The sequence below is a fragment of the Streptococcus hyovaginalis DSM 12219 genome, assembly GCF_000420785.1.
GTDB classification, from domain to species: Bacteria; Bacillota; Bacilli; order Lactobacillales; family Streptococcaceae; genus Streptococcus; species Streptococcus hyovaginalis.
Genome location: NZ_ATVP01000004.1, coordinates 100,154 through 114,392, shown reverse-complemented (window position 1 = coordinate 114,392; position 14,239 = coordinate 100,154). Strand labels below are relative to the sequence as shown.

General features: G+C 40.9%; 13 protein-coding genes and 1 pseudogene. 10 read left to right on the top strand and 4 right to left on the bottom strand.

Annotation, left to right across the window (positions count from 1 at the left end; genetic code table 11):
* Nucleotides 1-313 precede the first annotated feature (313 nt).
* A complete protein-coding gene (locus G574_RS0103870; protein WP_029691042.1) occupies nt 314-1,000 on the bottom strand; it encodes a DUF4956 domain-containing protein in 687 nt (228 codons plus the stop codon).
* 1 nt (nt 1,001) lies between these two features.
* The gene (locus tag G574_RS0103865; protein ID WP_029691041.1) at nt 1,002-1,742 is read right to left on the bottom strand and encodes a polyphosphate polymerase domain-containing protein; all 741 of its coding nucleotides are present in this window, start codon (nt 1,740-1,742) and stop codon (nt 1,002-1,004) included.
* 170 nt (nt 1,743-1,912) lie between these two features.
* On the opposite strand from G574_RS0103865, the gene G574_RS0103860 reads away from it, so the two are divergent.
* Entirely contained in the window at nt 1,913-3,181 is a 1,269-nt protein-coding gene (locus G574_RS0103860) for a carbohydrate-binding domain-containing protein (protein WP_051130525.1), read from the top strand.
* Nucleotides 3,182-3,223: 42 nt separating this feature from the next.
* Nucleotides 3,224-4,230 (top strand): annotated as a pseudogene (locus G574_RS10755) (glycosyltransferase).
* Nucleotides 4,231-4,683: 453 nt separating this feature from the next.
* On the opposite strand, the gene G574_RS0103850 reads toward G574_RS10755, so the two are convergent.
* Nucleotides 4,684-4,989, bottom strand: coding sequence for a hypothetical protein (locus G574_RS0103850; RefSeq protein ID WP_029691039.1), 306 nt, complete (start codon nt 4,987-4,989; stop codon nt 4,684-4,686).
* 152 nt (nt 4,990-5,141) lie between these two features.
* Here G574_RS0103850 and trhO point away from each other — a divergent pair, with 152 nt between their 5' ends.
* On the top strand, nt 5,142-6,128 hold the full coding sequence (gene trhO, locus G574_RS0103845; protein ID WP_029691038.1) for an oxygen-dependent tRNA uridine(34) hydroxylase TrhO: 987 nt from the start codon (nt 5,142-5,144) through the stop codon (nt 6,126-6,128).
* A gap of 252 nt (nt 6,129-6,380) precedes the next feature.
* Nucleotides 6,381-6,989, top strand: coding sequence for a glutathione S-transferase family protein (locus tag G574_RS0103840; RefSeq protein WP_029691037.1), 609 nt, complete (start codon nt 6,381-6,383; stop codon nt 6,987-6,989).
* A 52-nt stretch (nt 6,990-7,041) separates the two neighbouring features.
* Here G574_RS0103840 and G574_RS11270 read toward each other — a convergent pair whose 3' ends face one another.
* Entirely contained in the window at nt 7,042-7,218 is a 177-nt protein-coding gene (locus G574_RS11270; RefSeq protein ID WP_017769236.1) for a DUF3042 family protein, read from the bottom strand.
* Nucleotides 7,219-7,314: 96 nt separating this feature from the next.
* Between G574_RS11270 and miaA the strand changes: the two genes are divergently transcribed.
* The 6 genes from miaA to recJ all read left to right on the top strand — a co-directional run bounded on the left by miaA (nt 7,315) and on the right by recJ (nt 14,238).
* Nucleotides 7,315-8,199: a tRNA (adenosine(37)-N6)-dimethylallyltransferase MiaA gene (gene miaA, locus G574_RS0103830; protein ID WP_029691036.1), complete on the top strand. Its 885-nt coding sequence runs from the start codon at nt 7,315-7,317 to the stop codon at nt 8,197-8,199.
* A 116-nt stretch (nt 8,200-8,315) separates the two neighbouring features.
* Complete coding sequence (hflX, locus tag G574_RS0103825; protein ID WP_029691035.1) at nt 8,316-9,554, top strand: GTPase HflX; 1,239 nt, start codon at nt 8,316-8,318, stop codon at nt 9,552-9,554.
* Complete coding sequence (locus G574_RS0103820) at nt 9,547-10,188, top strand: cystathionine beta-lyase (RefSeq protein ID WP_029691034.1); 642 nt, start codon at nt 9,547-9,549, stop codon at nt 10,186-10,188. Before hflX ends, G574_RS0103820 begins: the two co-directional genes overlap by 8 nt.
* Before the next feature lie 10 nt (nt 10,189-10,198).
* Entirely contained in the window at nt 10,199-11,128 is a 930-nt protein-coding gene (gene rnz, locus G574_RS0103815) for a ribonuclease Z (protein WP_029691033.1), read from the top strand.
* Nucleotides 11,128-11,892 carry an SDR family NAD(P)-dependent oxidoreductase gene (locus G574_RS0103810; RefSeq protein ID WP_029691032.1) on the top strand — a complete coding sequence of 255 codons (765 nt, stop codon included), beginning with the start codon at nt 11,128-11,130 and terminating at the stop codon, nt 11,890-11,892. The genes rnz and G574_RS0103810 overlap by 1 nt, the downstream gene beginning before the upstream one ends.
* A gap of 144 nt (nt 11,893-12,036) precedes the next feature.
* On the top strand, nt 12,037-14,238 hold the full coding sequence (recJ, locus tag G574_RS0103805; RefSeq protein WP_029691031.1) for a single-stranded-DNA-specific exonuclease RecJ: 2,202 nt from the start codon (nt 12,037-12,039) through the stop codon (nt 14,236-14,238).
* Nucleotide 14,239: the final 1 nt, after the last annotated feature.

The following is a 14,239-nucleotide window of genomic DNA, read 5'->3' as shown; positions in this document are numbered from 1 at the left end:
CCTATCTGAGGAAACCATCTCCCTCATTTTATATCCGATCAGGGAGAGTGACTATGTGCTAGGACAGTCAGTTCTTCTTGTTTGTTCAATGATACCGTTTTTCAACCGTTTTTGCGTGCTAATTTTCGTATGGTTTAGAGATTTGGTTTCGATTTTTTTGATTATGATAGACATCATTAAAGGGAATTGTTTGACTTTCACGGCACACATTTTCTATCTTCCTGAGCGTTTAGGTGATTATTTTCAAGAAATTGAGTTCTTGATGAACAGCGCTAAAAATCCAACTTCACTTTAGAAGTTGGATTTTTTTAAGTTATAGGGTTTTACGTTTTTTAATCTTTTTAGATAGTTTAAAATTGGCATTTTCTATTTGATGTGCTAGTGATTGTATTAATCTCAGATCAGATATTTCTTGATTAAGGGTAATTTCATAGTTTATTTGTATTGTTTCAGGATTTTTTTGATTATCAATGCTGATAATGTCAACGGTTTGACAGAGATCATTAAGCCATTTTTGCAATGCTTCTATCTGATCGGATTTATTCGCTAGGATAACAGTCAAATGGCGTTTTGCGCTTGATGCTGAAAAATAATGAGAATGATCGTAACTAAACCACATTAGCAGGAAGAGTAGTGTAAAAGCGATTGTTAAAACAGCATATCCCATTCCCAGAGCAAGTCCCATAACCATCGCCATAAAAATAGCTAGGAGTTCCCGTACTCCTCCTGCAGCGGAACGAAAGCGAACAAGACTGAAAGTACCAGCCACAGCGATACCTGTTCCGAGATTGCCATTGACCAAAAAGATCAGGAGAGTAATCAAGCTAGGAAGGAGTGACAGGGTGATAAGAAATTCTTTGGTGTAGAAGGTTTGATGAGCGTAACATTTGGCTAGAGCTAAACCAAGTATAAAACTGATGAGAATAATGCCTATAAAACTGACTGAACTCACAGTCGTTGAAGTCTGGGAAAAAGTATTATTGAAGAGCAAATCAACCATCCTACACCTCCTGACCAGCCATTGTCATGGTTTTGTGATAGGCAGTTGCATATTTTGAAAATTTACCTTCCTCCAAACCATGTTTTAAGAGGATGTCTTCTAACCAGCTTGGTTTTTGGGCAGAAGCTTTAATTTCCATAATAACAAAGTCATCATCTAACAAAGGGATTCCTGATTTGTCATCCAAATTGACCACATCTTGGTAACGAAAAACAAGTTGGCTATCGATAGTAACGCGAACATTATGTTCCTTATGCCCAATAATACGTTGTTTATTCTTTAATGACTGGCGCTCATAGTAAATAAAAATCCGTGGTTTTAATTCGGAGTAACGTTGACGGAGCGCGTTGATATCTTCAATGAGGATATCATCGGCGATATGTTTATTAGCAATACCATCTTCTAACAGTTTAAAAATAGAGGTTGGATCAGTCATAAGTCGGCTCTTATGTGCAACACCATTAGCATCCTTACGTTTAATTTCTAAAAAAGCAGGAGATGTCAGGCAGGTTTGAGAATGGTAAGACCTCATACGTATTTTTTCACGCAAATGTTTCTTAGCGATACTATCTTGAATGATTTGAAAATCATCTGTGTCAAAATAAACATTAGTAATGGTAGATGTCGGGTAGTCATCTTCTACCAGAAAGGTCTTTAAATCATGCATAAGATAATCTAACTTATCTTTTGAAACCAAATATTTACTTTCGATACGCTTAAACTGTGTTTCAATTGTTTTCATAGGCATACTCCTTAAATGTTTAATTAATAATTATAAAAAATACAATCATCACTATACTGATGAAATCCAAAACAAAGCTTAAATAAAGGTTTTTTAGAAATAGGTTTAAGGGTTCTTTAAATAATCTTTCAGAAAAATTTTAGAATTATACAATAAACTAGTTTCATCGAATGAAAACGAGGTTTGCATATGACAGTAAAAATACAGAAAACAAAAAAGTAGCAACGATAGGATTGGCTAGCTTATTACTCCTAGCAGCTTGTGGAACAAAAAGCAATGCTGATCAGCAGTCTTCCTATTCATCATCGACAGCAACGAAATCCAGTCAAGGATCGAGTGCTGTTTCTTCTGACTACATTTCCAATGAAGACAAGCAAACAGCTTACGATGAGACAAGTAGTTCCAAAATAACATTAAAGGGATCGTCAGCAGAAATAAGTGGCAGTGGGGCAGAAATAAATGAGAATACTATCACCATTTCAAAAGCGGGAACTTATATCGTCACAGGGGAATCCGATAATCTCCAAATTCTAGTAGATACAGCTGATACGGATGAAGTTCGTATTGTTCTTGATGGTGTTACTATGACCGGTGATCAAACAGCTATTAATGCTCAAAATGCTAACAAGGTTTACGTCACTTTAGCTGAAGGAAGCAAAAATACCATTTCAGATTCGTCTCACAATACGGCTGAAGATGCAGATGCAGCCATTTTCTCAGCTATCGATGTAACGATTAATGGTAGTGGTCAATTGAGTATTGAAGGTAATGCTAATAATGCGATTAAGGCAAATGACAGCTTGCATATTGTCGGTGGCAATTACAACATCACAGCAGCAGGTGATGCTTTCAATGTTAATGATGAACTCAATATTGTTGACAGTCAGATGACTATTGAATCAGGTGAAGATGCTGTTAAAGTTGATAATGATGAAGACTTGACTGTTGGCAACATGTATCTCGCTAATAACACCATGACTATTCAAGCTGGTGATGATGCCATTCATGCTTCTGGCAATTTATTGATTGATAGCGGTGATTACACTATTAGCCAATCTGCTGAAGGACTTGAAGGCAAAACCGTGACGGTGAATGATGGAACGTTTGATATTACCGCATCTGATGATGGTATTAATGCAGCAAATGCCAATGCTGCCGCATCTGACATTTCAGCGATATTTAATGGTGGTGATTTTAAAATCACCATGGCTGATGGCGATACGGATGCCGTAGACTCTAATGGTGACCTTACAGTAGCTGGTGCTAATTTTGATATTTCTGGTCAATCTGCCTTTGACTATGATGGAGAAGTCACTTATACAGGTGGGACACTCCTAGTTAATGGCGAAAAACTAACAGAAATTGTCGCTACCGGACCAGGAAGTGGTGGAGGAGGATTTGGTGGAGCCCCAGCAGGTGGTGAAATGCCGAAACGTTAAAGAGACTCCCTGCCCTTGAATAAAACGTAAAGGAGACAGCTTATGTATATTATTATTCCCTCATACGAACCAGACCACCGCTTAATCACCCTTGTGGCAGAATTACAAGAAAAACTACCTCATGCTAAATTAATCGTTGTAAATGATGGTAGTGATGACAGTTCTTACCCTTTTTTCAAGAAGTCGGAAAATCTGGAGTAACTGTCCTGGAACATGTGACCAACAAAGGGAAGGGAGCCGCATTAAAAACTGCTTTTACGTTTATTTCAAAGAAACAAGAAGATGATATTATAATAACTGTTGATAGTGATGGACAGCACCTCCCCACAGATATTATCAAAGTAGCTCAAGAGGCTCAAAACAGTCACGATCATATTGTTTTAGGGTCGAGGGCCTTCGTAGGAAAAGTGCCGTTTCGTAGCCGCTTTGGAAATAAAGTGACTGCTACCTTATTTCACTTAGTTACGGGACAAAAAGTGTCAGATACGCAGACAGGCCTTCGTGCCTTCTCAACTCGTCAAATCCCTTGGCTATTACAATTGGATGGTGACCGCTTTGAATATGAGTTTAATATGTTACTTGAAGCTAACAAGGCCAATTTAGAATTAGTAGAAGTATCGATTGAAACGGTTTATTTGGAGGATAATAAAAGTTCACATTTTAGACCAGTTCAAGATTCAATTAGAATATATGCACCATTTTTAAAATTTTCCAGTACGGCTATTTTAGCAGCCCTAATTGATGCCCTTGCTCTATTTATGCTGATGGCATTAACTGATCATCTTCTATTTTCCGTGATTACAGCAAGGGTTGTTAGCGCTACTGTCCAGTGTCTCTTGAATGCTAATTTGGTCTTTAAGAGAACAAGCCAGCTCTTTAAATCCACGATGCGCTATTTTATGTTAGCATTGGCAATGTTGGCTTGTAATTACGTTTTGATGAAAAGTTTGATTACGATCGGAATTTGGCTAGTAGTAGCCAAATTATTGACAGAGAGTCTCTTATTTATCGTGAGTTACCGCGTACAGAGAGAACGGGTGTTTATTTAACCATCAATCATTTTATTTTTCGGATAATCTTGACCGTCCAATCCCAGTAGAAACGCCAATGATGACATTGGATCCAAAACGCTTCTCAAAATAAGAAATCGCTGACTTCAAAGCTAAATACGAAGCAGAAGAATTGGTTCCATTTCGCGAATTCTTGGAAGCAGAGGGTCTCGAATCACGCCACATCACATAATGTGATAAAAACATGAAAACCAGGAGAAATCCTGGTTTTTAAGTTTCTGTATCGACATGCTCGCCTCGAAAATACCCTCAGTTATATAAACTAGCATAGGGAGCGAAGATTTAACCTAGCGAATCTCATTGAACAGGATTTTGGTAATAATAGACTGTCATATCTTAACACACAATAAGGCAAGCAGGGTTGGAAGCCTTCAGAACCAAACTAAAATAAACAAAACAACTGTCATTTCGATGACAGTTGTTTTGTTTTCTTTACTCCCAATAAAACCGCTCTATTTTGATGTCCTCATCAGGATAGTCTTTTTTCAAGATGGTCGCAATTTCTTGGTGTTCTTGTTTGACCTGGGCTAGCAGGTCTGGTTTATCATGTCCGATAAAGAAGTATTGGCACTCAATAACCAGAAAGAGTTGGTGAAAGTGGTCGTTGAGTTGGTCTAGTTGTGCCACTAATTTGGGATTATCCTTGATAAAATCAGGTGCTTGATTTTCCTCACCAAAGTCAGCACGGACATCCTTTAAGGGATAAGTCCCATATTCTAAGCAAAATTCGTAAGTCATGGTCTGCCTCCTTTTGACTAGTTTATCAAATATAGGGCTGCCTTGTCCGTGTCGGTGTCTTTTTAGAAGTCATATCTTTTGAAAATCTCTGTAAAGAACGCTAAAATAGTAAGGAATAACGCCTATTGCAAAGGCGATTAAAGGAGACACACATGTCAGAAAATATCAGAGTTTTGTTGTACTACAAGTACGTTCCCATTGAAGATGCGCAAGAATACGCCAAAAAGCATTTGGAATTTTGTAAATCCATCGGACTTAAAGGCCGTATCTTGATCGCTGACGAAGGGATCAATGGAACAGTATCTGGTGACTACGAAACCACTCAAAAATACATGGACTGGGTTCACAGCGATGAGCGTTTTGCTGACCTATGGTTCAAGATTGATGAAGAAAACCAACAAGCTTTCAAAAAAATGTTTGTGCGTTATAAAAAAGAAATCGTACACCTTGGCTTAGAGGACAACGATTTTGACAGCGATATTAACCCTCTTGAGGTGACAGGTGAGTATCTCAATCCAAAACAATTTAAAGAAGCGCTCTTAGACGAAAATACGGTTGTTTTAGATACTCGTAATGATTATGAGTACGATCTCGGTCATTTCCGTGGTGCGATCCGCCCTGACATCCGTAACTTCCGTGAGTTGCCACAGTGGGTTCGTGACAACAAAGAAAAATTCATGGAAAAACGTGTCGTGGTTTATTGTACAGGTGGCGTGCGCTGTGAAAAATTCTCTGGCTGGATGGTCCGTGAAGGCTTTAAAGATGTTGGCCAACTCCATGGTGGTATCGCTACTTATGGTAAAGATCCAGAGGTTCAAGGAGAACTTTGGGACGGTGCTATGTATGTCTTTGATGAACGTATCTCAGTGCCGATCAACCATGTAGAACCAACAGTAGTTGGGCGTGATTACTTTGATGGAACGCCATGTGAGCGTTACGTCAATTGTGCCAACCCATTCTGTAACAAGCAAATTCTTGCTTCTGAAGAAAATGAAGCCAAGTACGTTCGCGGTTGTTCAGCAGAATGCCGTGCGCATGAGCGTAACCGTTACGTCAAAGAAAATGGCTTGACACGCGATGAATGGCAAGCGCGTCTAGAAGCAATTGGTGAGAGCTTACCAGAATTTGTCAAAGCTTAAATAAAAAAGATGAAAAAGATCAGGAAACTGGTCTTTTTTGCTAGTTACTAGCTTTTTGAGATATATTTGTGCCAAATCATGTTTCATCGTGTTATATTATCCGTTTAGGGAGGTTTTTCATTAAAGAAAACGTTCCTAGTCTATCTTCTTATGACCATCCTTGGATTTTGAATGATTCTGTCTGATGATTGAAAGGAAAAGGTTAAAAAATCGGTTACAAAATGCTATACTAATCTTTAGGAGGAAATCGATATGAAATTATTCTACGCTCCAGGGACCTGCGCACGTGCCTGTTGGATTGCACTTGAGTGGGCTGGATTAGATTATGACGTCGTTAAAGTGGATCAGCATTCGGAGGAATATCTCCGCATCAATCCTCTAGGAATGGTACCAGCCTTACAGTTAGATGATGGTAAGATATTGACCCAGGTAGGTGCTATTATGAACTACATCTTGGCCTTGGTGCCAGATAAGGACTTAGGTGCTGATGAAGGAATTTTAGAGGCTTATGATTTCAATGAAATTATGGCTTTCTTGAGTGGTGATTTTCATCCAGCATTTTGGCCGGTTTTCATGCCAGCTCGTTACACCGTCACTCATACAGCAAGTGCTCTTCAAGCAGTTCAAGAAGCAGCTTATCTGCGTATTGACAAGGTTATGTCGCATTTAGATGCCAAAATCGGTGAGAGCGATCATGTTTACAAAGATAAAAAGACAGTCGCAGATGCCTATGCCTATATCATGATGCTCTGGTCAGTCAAAACGCCAAAACCTTACAAAGATTATACCAATATCGCTCGATTCGCCGCAGCCTTTGAAAAAGACCCCGTTGTCCAAACCGTTTTGAAAACGTCGAAATAACAAACAAAGAAACCCGTCCAATGACGAGTTTCTTTGTTTTTAACCTAAAAGATTAGCGTGATACACGACGGCGTGCCGCTTTTTTACGATTTTCTTCAATGAAGGCTTCTTTCTTTTCCTCTGGTTCGATGATGGTTTTCTTAACAGCGAAAACAGCACCAGCGACAGCAGCAGCTGTACCAAGGATACCAGTAGCCAATCCTTTAGCGTATGCAAATTTTTTTGCCATGAGTTTTCTCCTTTTCCTGATAACTGTTAGCAGCTACCATATGTTATAATAGTTCCATTATCTAAAAAATACAGAAGAATAGCAAGTGAAAACGTTATGAAAACCAAAATTATCGTCATTGCTGGACCAACAGCAGTGGGAAAGACAGCTCTAGGGATCGACTTGGCACAGGCATTTCATGGTGAGATTATCTCAGGAGATAGTCAACAGGTCTATCGACAGTTAGATGTCGGCACGGCTAAAGCTACTAAGAAAGAACAGAGTCTCGTCAAGCATCATCTCATTGATGTGCGTGATGTCAGTGAAAGCTACTCTGCTTTTGATTTTGTGACAGAAGCACAGGCTGCCATTGAAAATATCATTGACCAAGGAAAAGTGCCCTTTATCGTCGGTGGTACGGGCTTGTACCTACAAAGCTTGATTGAAGGTTACCACCTGGGTGGTCAAGTGGATCAAGAGGCAGTTTTGGCCTATCGTCAAGAGTTAGAGCAAAAGAGTGATCAGGCCTTAACAGCCATGCTAGCGGATTCAGCAATAAAGATACCAGAGGCTAATCGTAGACGCATGATCAGAGCCTTAGAGCTAGCTAAATATGGCAAGGATCTGAGCAACAAAGACACTGCTTATGAAGCACTCCTTATTGGCTTAACGGATGATCGAGAGCGCCTCTATGAGAGGATTAATGACCGAGTAGATGTGATGTTGGCCAATGGCTTGCTAGAAGAATCTAAGTGGTTATTTGACCATTATCCAGGGGCTCAAGCTGCACGGGCGATAGGCTATAAGGAGTTATTTCCATACTTTAAAGGCGAGGTGGATCTGGCATCTGCCACTGCACAGCTGAAACAAAATACCAGACGTTTTGCTAAACGGCAATTGACCTGGTTTCGAAATCGCATGGACGTGACCTTTTATGATGTTTCCAAACCAGATTATAAAGCACAAATTATAGAGCGCGTTGAAGAATTTTTAAAGTGCTAGTAGACAGCAGATCAAGCACTGAAAAAATCAGAACTTTATGGTATACTAAGACAGTTAGAATAGTCCGTTTGGGCTATTTTTTCGTGAGAATAAGACCCTTTAAAGGAGGTGGTAGGATGTATGAGACACAAGAAAATCAAGAGCGCGTCATTATTGTAGGTGTTGAGCTGCAGGACACCCAAAACTTTGCAATGACAATGGCAGAGCTGGCTAGTTTAGCCCGAACAGCTGGAGCAGAGGTCATTGATAGCTACACTCAAAAGCGAGAACGCTATGATAGCAAGACCTTTATCGGATCTGGAAAGCTAGCAGAAATTCGTGACATGGTAGAGGCAAATGAGATTGACACTGTCATTGTCAATAATCGATTAACCCCAAGGCAAAATAGCAATTTAGAAGCGGCCTTAGCGGTCAAGGTGATCGATCGCATGCAGTTGATATTGGATATTTTTGCCATGCGGGCTCGTAGTCATGAAGGGAAGTTACAAGTTCATCTGGCCCAGTTAAAATACATGCTACCCCGCCTGGTGGGGCAAGGGATCATGTTGAGCCGTCAGGCTGGTGGTATTGGCAGTCGAGGACCAGGTGAAAGTCAGCTGGAGCTCAATCGTCGTTCCATTCGTCATCAGATTACAGATATCGAGCGACAACTGAAGGCCGTTGAGAAAAATCGTCAAATTATTCGTGACAAGCGCTTGGATTCAGAGACCTTTAAAGTTGGTTTAATCGGCTATACAAATGCGGGTAAATCTACCCTCATGAATACTTTAACCGACAATCGTCAATACGAAGCCGATGAACTCTTTGCTACCCTAGATGCTACCACTAAACAACTCTATCTAAAGGGGCAGTTTCAAGCTACTTTGACAGACACGGTAGGTTTTATTCAGGACTTACCGACCGAACTAGTCGCTGCTTTTAAGTCGACTTTGGAAGAAAGTCGTCACGTGGATCTTTTACTTCATGTCATCGATGCCAGTGACCCCAATCACAGCGAGCAGGAGCGTGTTGTCCTGACCTTATTGAAAGATCTAGGGATGCAGGATATTCCGCGTCTAGCCATATACAATAAGATAGACAAAGCACCTAATTTTACAGCAACCGCTTTTCCCAATATCCGTATCTCTGCTCGGGACAAGGCTTCTCGGGAGCAAATCCGCAACTTAATTGTTGATGAGATTCGTGACCTGTTTGCCCCCTTTTCGTTAAAGGTTCATCAAAAAGATGCCTACAAGCTCTATCAATTGGAAAAACTAGCGCTGCTTGATAGCTACACCTTCACAGCAGAAGTTGAAGAGATCACAGGCTATATTTCACCTGCCAACAAATGGAAATTGGAAGAATTTTATGACTGATTATATGGATTTAGCGCTCAAATATGGTGGCTTTACTAGTCTTGATAAGGTCTATCTAGCAAGACAATTGGAGCACATGACAGACGCCCAAAAACTAGCCTACCTGACACCGCCACCTAGTGTGATCAATGCTTATTTTGCAGAGTTGTATCAAAAACAAGGTCCAAAAGCGGCGATAGAATACTATTTAGACCTATCAAGGGCTTTTGATTTGTTTCAAAATGATCCCAGTTTCGCAGAAGAAAAGCCTTTTATTCGCTTGAATTTATCTGGAAAAGCCTATGGTTTTGCCTATGAAAATTCTTCTGAAACAGCTCAAGTTTTTGCGGAAAAGCCGGAAACCATTACTCCAGCTCTTATTTTTGAATTGACGCAGATTTTTCCTGACTATAAGATTTACCAGAAGGACGGGAAAATTAAGATGGGTCCCCTATCTTTTGAGGAAGAGATCCTTGAGGACGTGACACCGGAGACAGCTTTATTGAGTCAGGTTGTTAAACTAAAAGGTGATTTGATAAAAATCAGTAGCTTTAACCAGGAAGAGTTGGCAACTTTGCTGCAAAAATACACAGGCCAGATTTACTATGGCTTTGAGCAACGTCAATATTTAGCTTATATCACAAAAACGAATTGAAAGAGAAATCATGCAATTACAATTTTTAGGAACAGGGGCCGGTCAGCCCGCCAAAGGGCGAAATGTCTCCAGTTTAGTCTTGAAGTTATTAGACGAGATTAATGAGATTTGGATGTTTGATTGTGGCGAAGGCACCCAACGTCAAATTTTGGAGACCTCTATTAAACCCCGTAAGGTAAGCAAGATTTTTATTACCCATCTTCATGGTGACCACGTCTTAGGTTTGCCAGGATTTTTATCTAGTCGCGCTTTCCAATCAAGCGAGGAGCAGACGGATATTGACATTTATGGGCCCAAGGGGATAAGATCCTTTGTTTTGTCTAGCCTTAAGGTAACTGGGTCACGTTTGCCTTACCGAATTCATTTTCATGAGTTTGACCGTCAGAGTCTTGGTAAACTGATGGAAACCGATAAATTTGAAGTTTATGCCGAAGAGTTGGATCATAGCATCTTTTGTGTGGGCTATCGCGTGGTACAAAAGGATTTGGAGGGTACCTTGAATGCGGAAGCCTTGAAGGCTGCGGGATTACCATTTGGTCCTCTCTTTGGTAAGGTTAAAAATGGCCAAGATGTCACCCTCGAAGATGGTACTTTAATTGTCGCCAAAGATTATATTTCTGAGCCCAAAAAAGGGAAGGTTGTGACCATTTTGGGAGATACGCGTCAGACGCATGCTAGTGTGCGCCTAGCCCTAGGTGCCAATATTTTAGTCCATGAATCTACCTATGGCAAGGGCGATGAAAAGATCGCCAAATCGCACGGACATTCCACCAATATGCAAGCGGCCCAAGTGGCTAAGGAAGCATCGGCCAAGCGTCTTTTGTTAAATCACATCAGCCCAAGGTTTTTAGCTAGGGATTGCCGTCAGTTAGAACGCGATGCAGCCAAAGTTTTTGAAAATGTCAAGGTTGTTTATGATTTAGATGAGGTAGAGGTTTAATGAGTCAACGTATTATTGTCATTACAGGAGCGTCGGGTGGGATTGCTGAAGAAATCATCAAACACCTACCTAGTCAAGATGGTCTCGTTCTTCTAGGGCGTGATCGTGCTAAATTAGAAGACCTCTATCGTCATATAGAGAATAAAACCTGTATCGAAATCGATATCACCAATAACCAAGCCTTGCAATCTGTCATTGACCAGATTTACCAGCAGTACGGCCGCATTGATATTTTGATTAACAATGCCGGTTTTGGGGAATTTAAAGCATATGATGACTATGCTTTTGAGGATATAGAGGAGATGTTTGCGGTCAATAGCCTGGCGACCATTCACTTTTCCCGCTTGGTTGGTAAACGGATGGCTGAGCAAGGACATGGGCATATCATTAATATCGCTTCTATGGCGGGCTTGATCGCCTCAGCTAAATCAAGCATCTATTCAGCAACTAAGTTTGCGGTGATTGGTTTTTCTAATGCCCTACGATTGGAGTTGGCTGACCATAAGGTTTATGTGACGACCGTAAATCCTGGGCCAATTGAGACCCATTTCTTTGACAAGGCAGACCCTTCGGGTGACTATCTTAAGAGTGTTGAAAAGTTCAGCCTCAAACCAGAATATGTTGCTAAGCGGATTATCAAAATCATGGGTAAAAACAAGCGTGAACTTAATATGCCTTTTGCCCTGGCGGCAGCCCATAAACTCTACACCCTTTTTCCCCGCATCAGTGACTATATGGCTAGAAAGGCTTTCAACTATAAATAAACTGGCTTTAACATCATTGGGAAAATAGTGATAGGTAGCTCGGGACATAACTGTCTTTTTACTAAGAAATGGGAACAGTCTAGGAGTGAATCTTGGACTGTTTTTTGGTATACTAAAGGAGATCTATAAGAAGAAAGAGATATCATGATAACTCCGAAATACGACTGGAATATTAACACGCAAGAGCCAGATGATGGCTTTTTTAAGCTTGTCAAAAAACGAGGTCTGGATGCTATCGCTGCAAAACTATTAGCAGAACGTGGCATCGACACTGAAGCAGCTTTGGATCAGTTTTTAACTGCTGATTTAGCCAACTTGCACGATCCTTTTTTATTGCACGATATGGAAAAGGCAGTTTTGCGTATTCGTCAGGCCATTGAACAAGGAGAACAGATCTTGGTTTATGGTGATTACGATGCAGATGGTATGACTAGCGCTAGTATTGTCAAAGAAGCCTTAGAAATGATAGGGGCAGAAGTCCAGGTCTATCTCCCTAATCGCTTTACCGATGGCTACGGGCCTAACCTAAGCGTCTACAAGTACTTTATCGAACAGCAGGATATCTCCTTGATTGTGACGGTGGATAATGGGGTTGCAGGACATGAAGCTGTTGCTTATGCGCAAGAGCAAGGTGTTGATGTCATCGTTACCGATCACCATAGCATGCCAGATGAGCTGCCTGATGCCTTCGCCATTGTTCATCCAGAACATGCTGAAGCGCAATACCCTTTTAAACATTTAGCAGGATGCGGTGTTGCTTTCAAATTGGCCTGTGCCTTATTAGATACGATACCAACTGAATTTCTGGATTTGGTAGCTATCGGAACTATTGCTGATATGGTTAGCCTGACTGATGAAAACCGTATCATGGTCAAAGTTGGCTTGGAGATTTTGAAAGAAACGGAACGTCTGGGTTTGCAGGAGTTATTACAGCTTTCTGATATTGAACCCGAAACTATCTCAGAAGAGACTGTCGGCTTTACCATTGCCCCCCAGCTCAATGCCTTAGGAAGGTTAGATGACCCCAATCCTGCCATTGAACTTTTGACAGGCTTTGATGACGAGGAGGCGCAAGCTATTGCCTTGGAGATAAAGGCCAAAAACGAAGAGCGCAAAGAACTGGTGCAAACCATTTATGAAGAAGCCATGAGCATGGTGGATTTAACCAAACCGGTGCAAGTCTTGGCAAAAGAAGGCTGGCATCCTGGTGTTCTAGGGATTGTGGCTGGACGGATTCTAGAAAGCATTTCGCAGACTGTCATTGTTTTGAACATTGAGAATGGCTCAGCTAAAGGTTCTGCCCGTAGTTTGGAAGTGGTTAATATTTTTGACGCCTTAAAAGAGCACCGAGCTATTTTTACGGCTTTTGGGGGACATGCTGGTGCTGCTGGAATGACCCTTCCAGTAGAAAATCTTGATACCTTATCTGAAATTCTTTGCCAGTATATTGAGGATCAGGCGATTGATACCAGTGTCAAAAATACTCTGATCATTGATGAGGAGCTGCATTTGGCCGACTTAAGCTTGGATACTGTCAAAAGCTTGGAACGTTTGGCGCCATTTGGTATGGATCATAAGCAGCCGATTTTTTGGTTGAAAGATTTTCAAACCGTTCAAGCTAGGACCATGGGACAGAACAATGCCCATTTAAAATTGAAGGTGAGTCAAGAAGGGGCATCTTTTGATCTTGTTGCCTTTAATCAGGGGGCTCTTGTGCAAGAATTTCAACAGGCGCAAGGTTTAGAATTAGCAGTCACCCTATCTGTTAATGTGTGGAATGGCCAAACTAGCTTACAGTTGATGTTGGTTGATGCACGCGTTAAGGGGATGCAGCTGTTTGATATTCGCTCGAAAAAAGCGCTAATGCCTTTTGACGTCCCTGTATTGACAGGTGATCTAACCGAAAGCAGTTGTGCTGTTATTGTTGATCTACCTGAGGATCCAGAAGACTTGAAATCATGGGCGCGTGCCAATCCTTTGGAAGTGATCTACTTTAAAAACACCATAAAGACACCCTACTATTTGTCCGGTTATGGCACACGACAGCAGTTTGCCAAACTATACAAAACCATCTATCAATTTCCAGAGTTTGATATTCGCTACAAACTCAATGAGCTCAGTCAGTACCTCCATATCGAAGATTACCTACTGGTCAAAATGATTCAAATCTTTGAGGAATTGGGCTTTGTGACTATTACAGATGGTGTTATGACAGTCGTCAAAGATGCTGAAAAAAAAGCGATCGACTCTAGCCACATTTTTAAAGACCTCCAAAAGACGGTCAAATACCAAGAATTGATGGCATTAGGGACTCCGCAAGAAATTTACAATTGGTTGAAAGGATAGG

Excerpts from the sequence above, each read along its gene's own strand:
- G574_RS0103870 (WP_029691042.1), bottom strand. The coding sequence starts at position 1,000 with ATGGTTGATTTGCTCTTCAATAATACTTTTTCCCAGACTTCAACGACT.
- G574_RS0103865 (WP_029691041.1), bottom strand. The coding sequence starts at position 1,742 with ATGAAAACAATTGAAACACAGTTTAAGCGTATCGAAAGTAAATATTTG.
- G574_RS0103860 (WP_051130525.1), top strand. The coding sequence starts at position 1,913 with ATGAAAACGAGGTTTGCATATGACAGTAAAAATACAGAAAACAAAAAA.
- G574_RS0103850 (WP_029691039.1), bottom strand. The coding sequence starts at position 4,989 with ATGACTTACGAATTTTGCTTAGAATATGGGACTTATCCCTTAAAGGAT.
- trhO (WP_029691038.1), top strand. The coding sequence starts at position 5,142 with ATGTCAGAAAATATCAGAGTTTTGTTGTACTACAAGTACGTTCCCATT.
- G574_RS0103840 (WP_029691037.1), top strand. The coding sequence starts at position 6,381 with ATGAAATTATTCTACGCTCCAGGGACCTGCGCACGTGCCTGTTGGATT.
- G574_RS11270 (WP_017769236.1), bottom strand. The coding sequence starts at position 7,218 with ATGGCAAAAAAATTTGCATACGCTAAAGGATTGGCTACTGGTATCCTT.
- miaA (WP_029691036.1), top strand. The coding sequence starts at position 7,315 with ATGAAAACCAAAATTATCGTCATTGCTGGACCAACAGCAGTGGGAAAG.
- hflX (WP_029691035.1), top strand. The coding sequence starts at position 8,316 with ATGTATGAGACACAAGAAAATCAAGAGCGCGTCATTATTGTAGGTGTT.
- G574_RS0103820 (WP_029691034.1), top strand. The coding sequence starts at position 9,547 with ATGACTGATTATATGGATTTAGCGCTCAAATATGGTGGCTTTACTAGT.
- rnz (WP_029691033.1), top strand. The coding sequence starts at position 10,199 with ATGCAATTACAATTTTTAGGAACAGGGGCCGGTCAGCCCGCCAAAGGG.
- G574_RS0103810 (WP_029691032.1), top strand. The coding sequence starts at position 11,128 with ATGAGTCAACGTATTATTGTCATTACAGGAGCGTCGGGTGGGATTGCT.
- recJ (WP_029691031.1), top strand. The coding sequence starts at position 12,037 with ATGATAACTCCGAAATACGACTGGAATATTAACACGCAAGAGCCAGAT.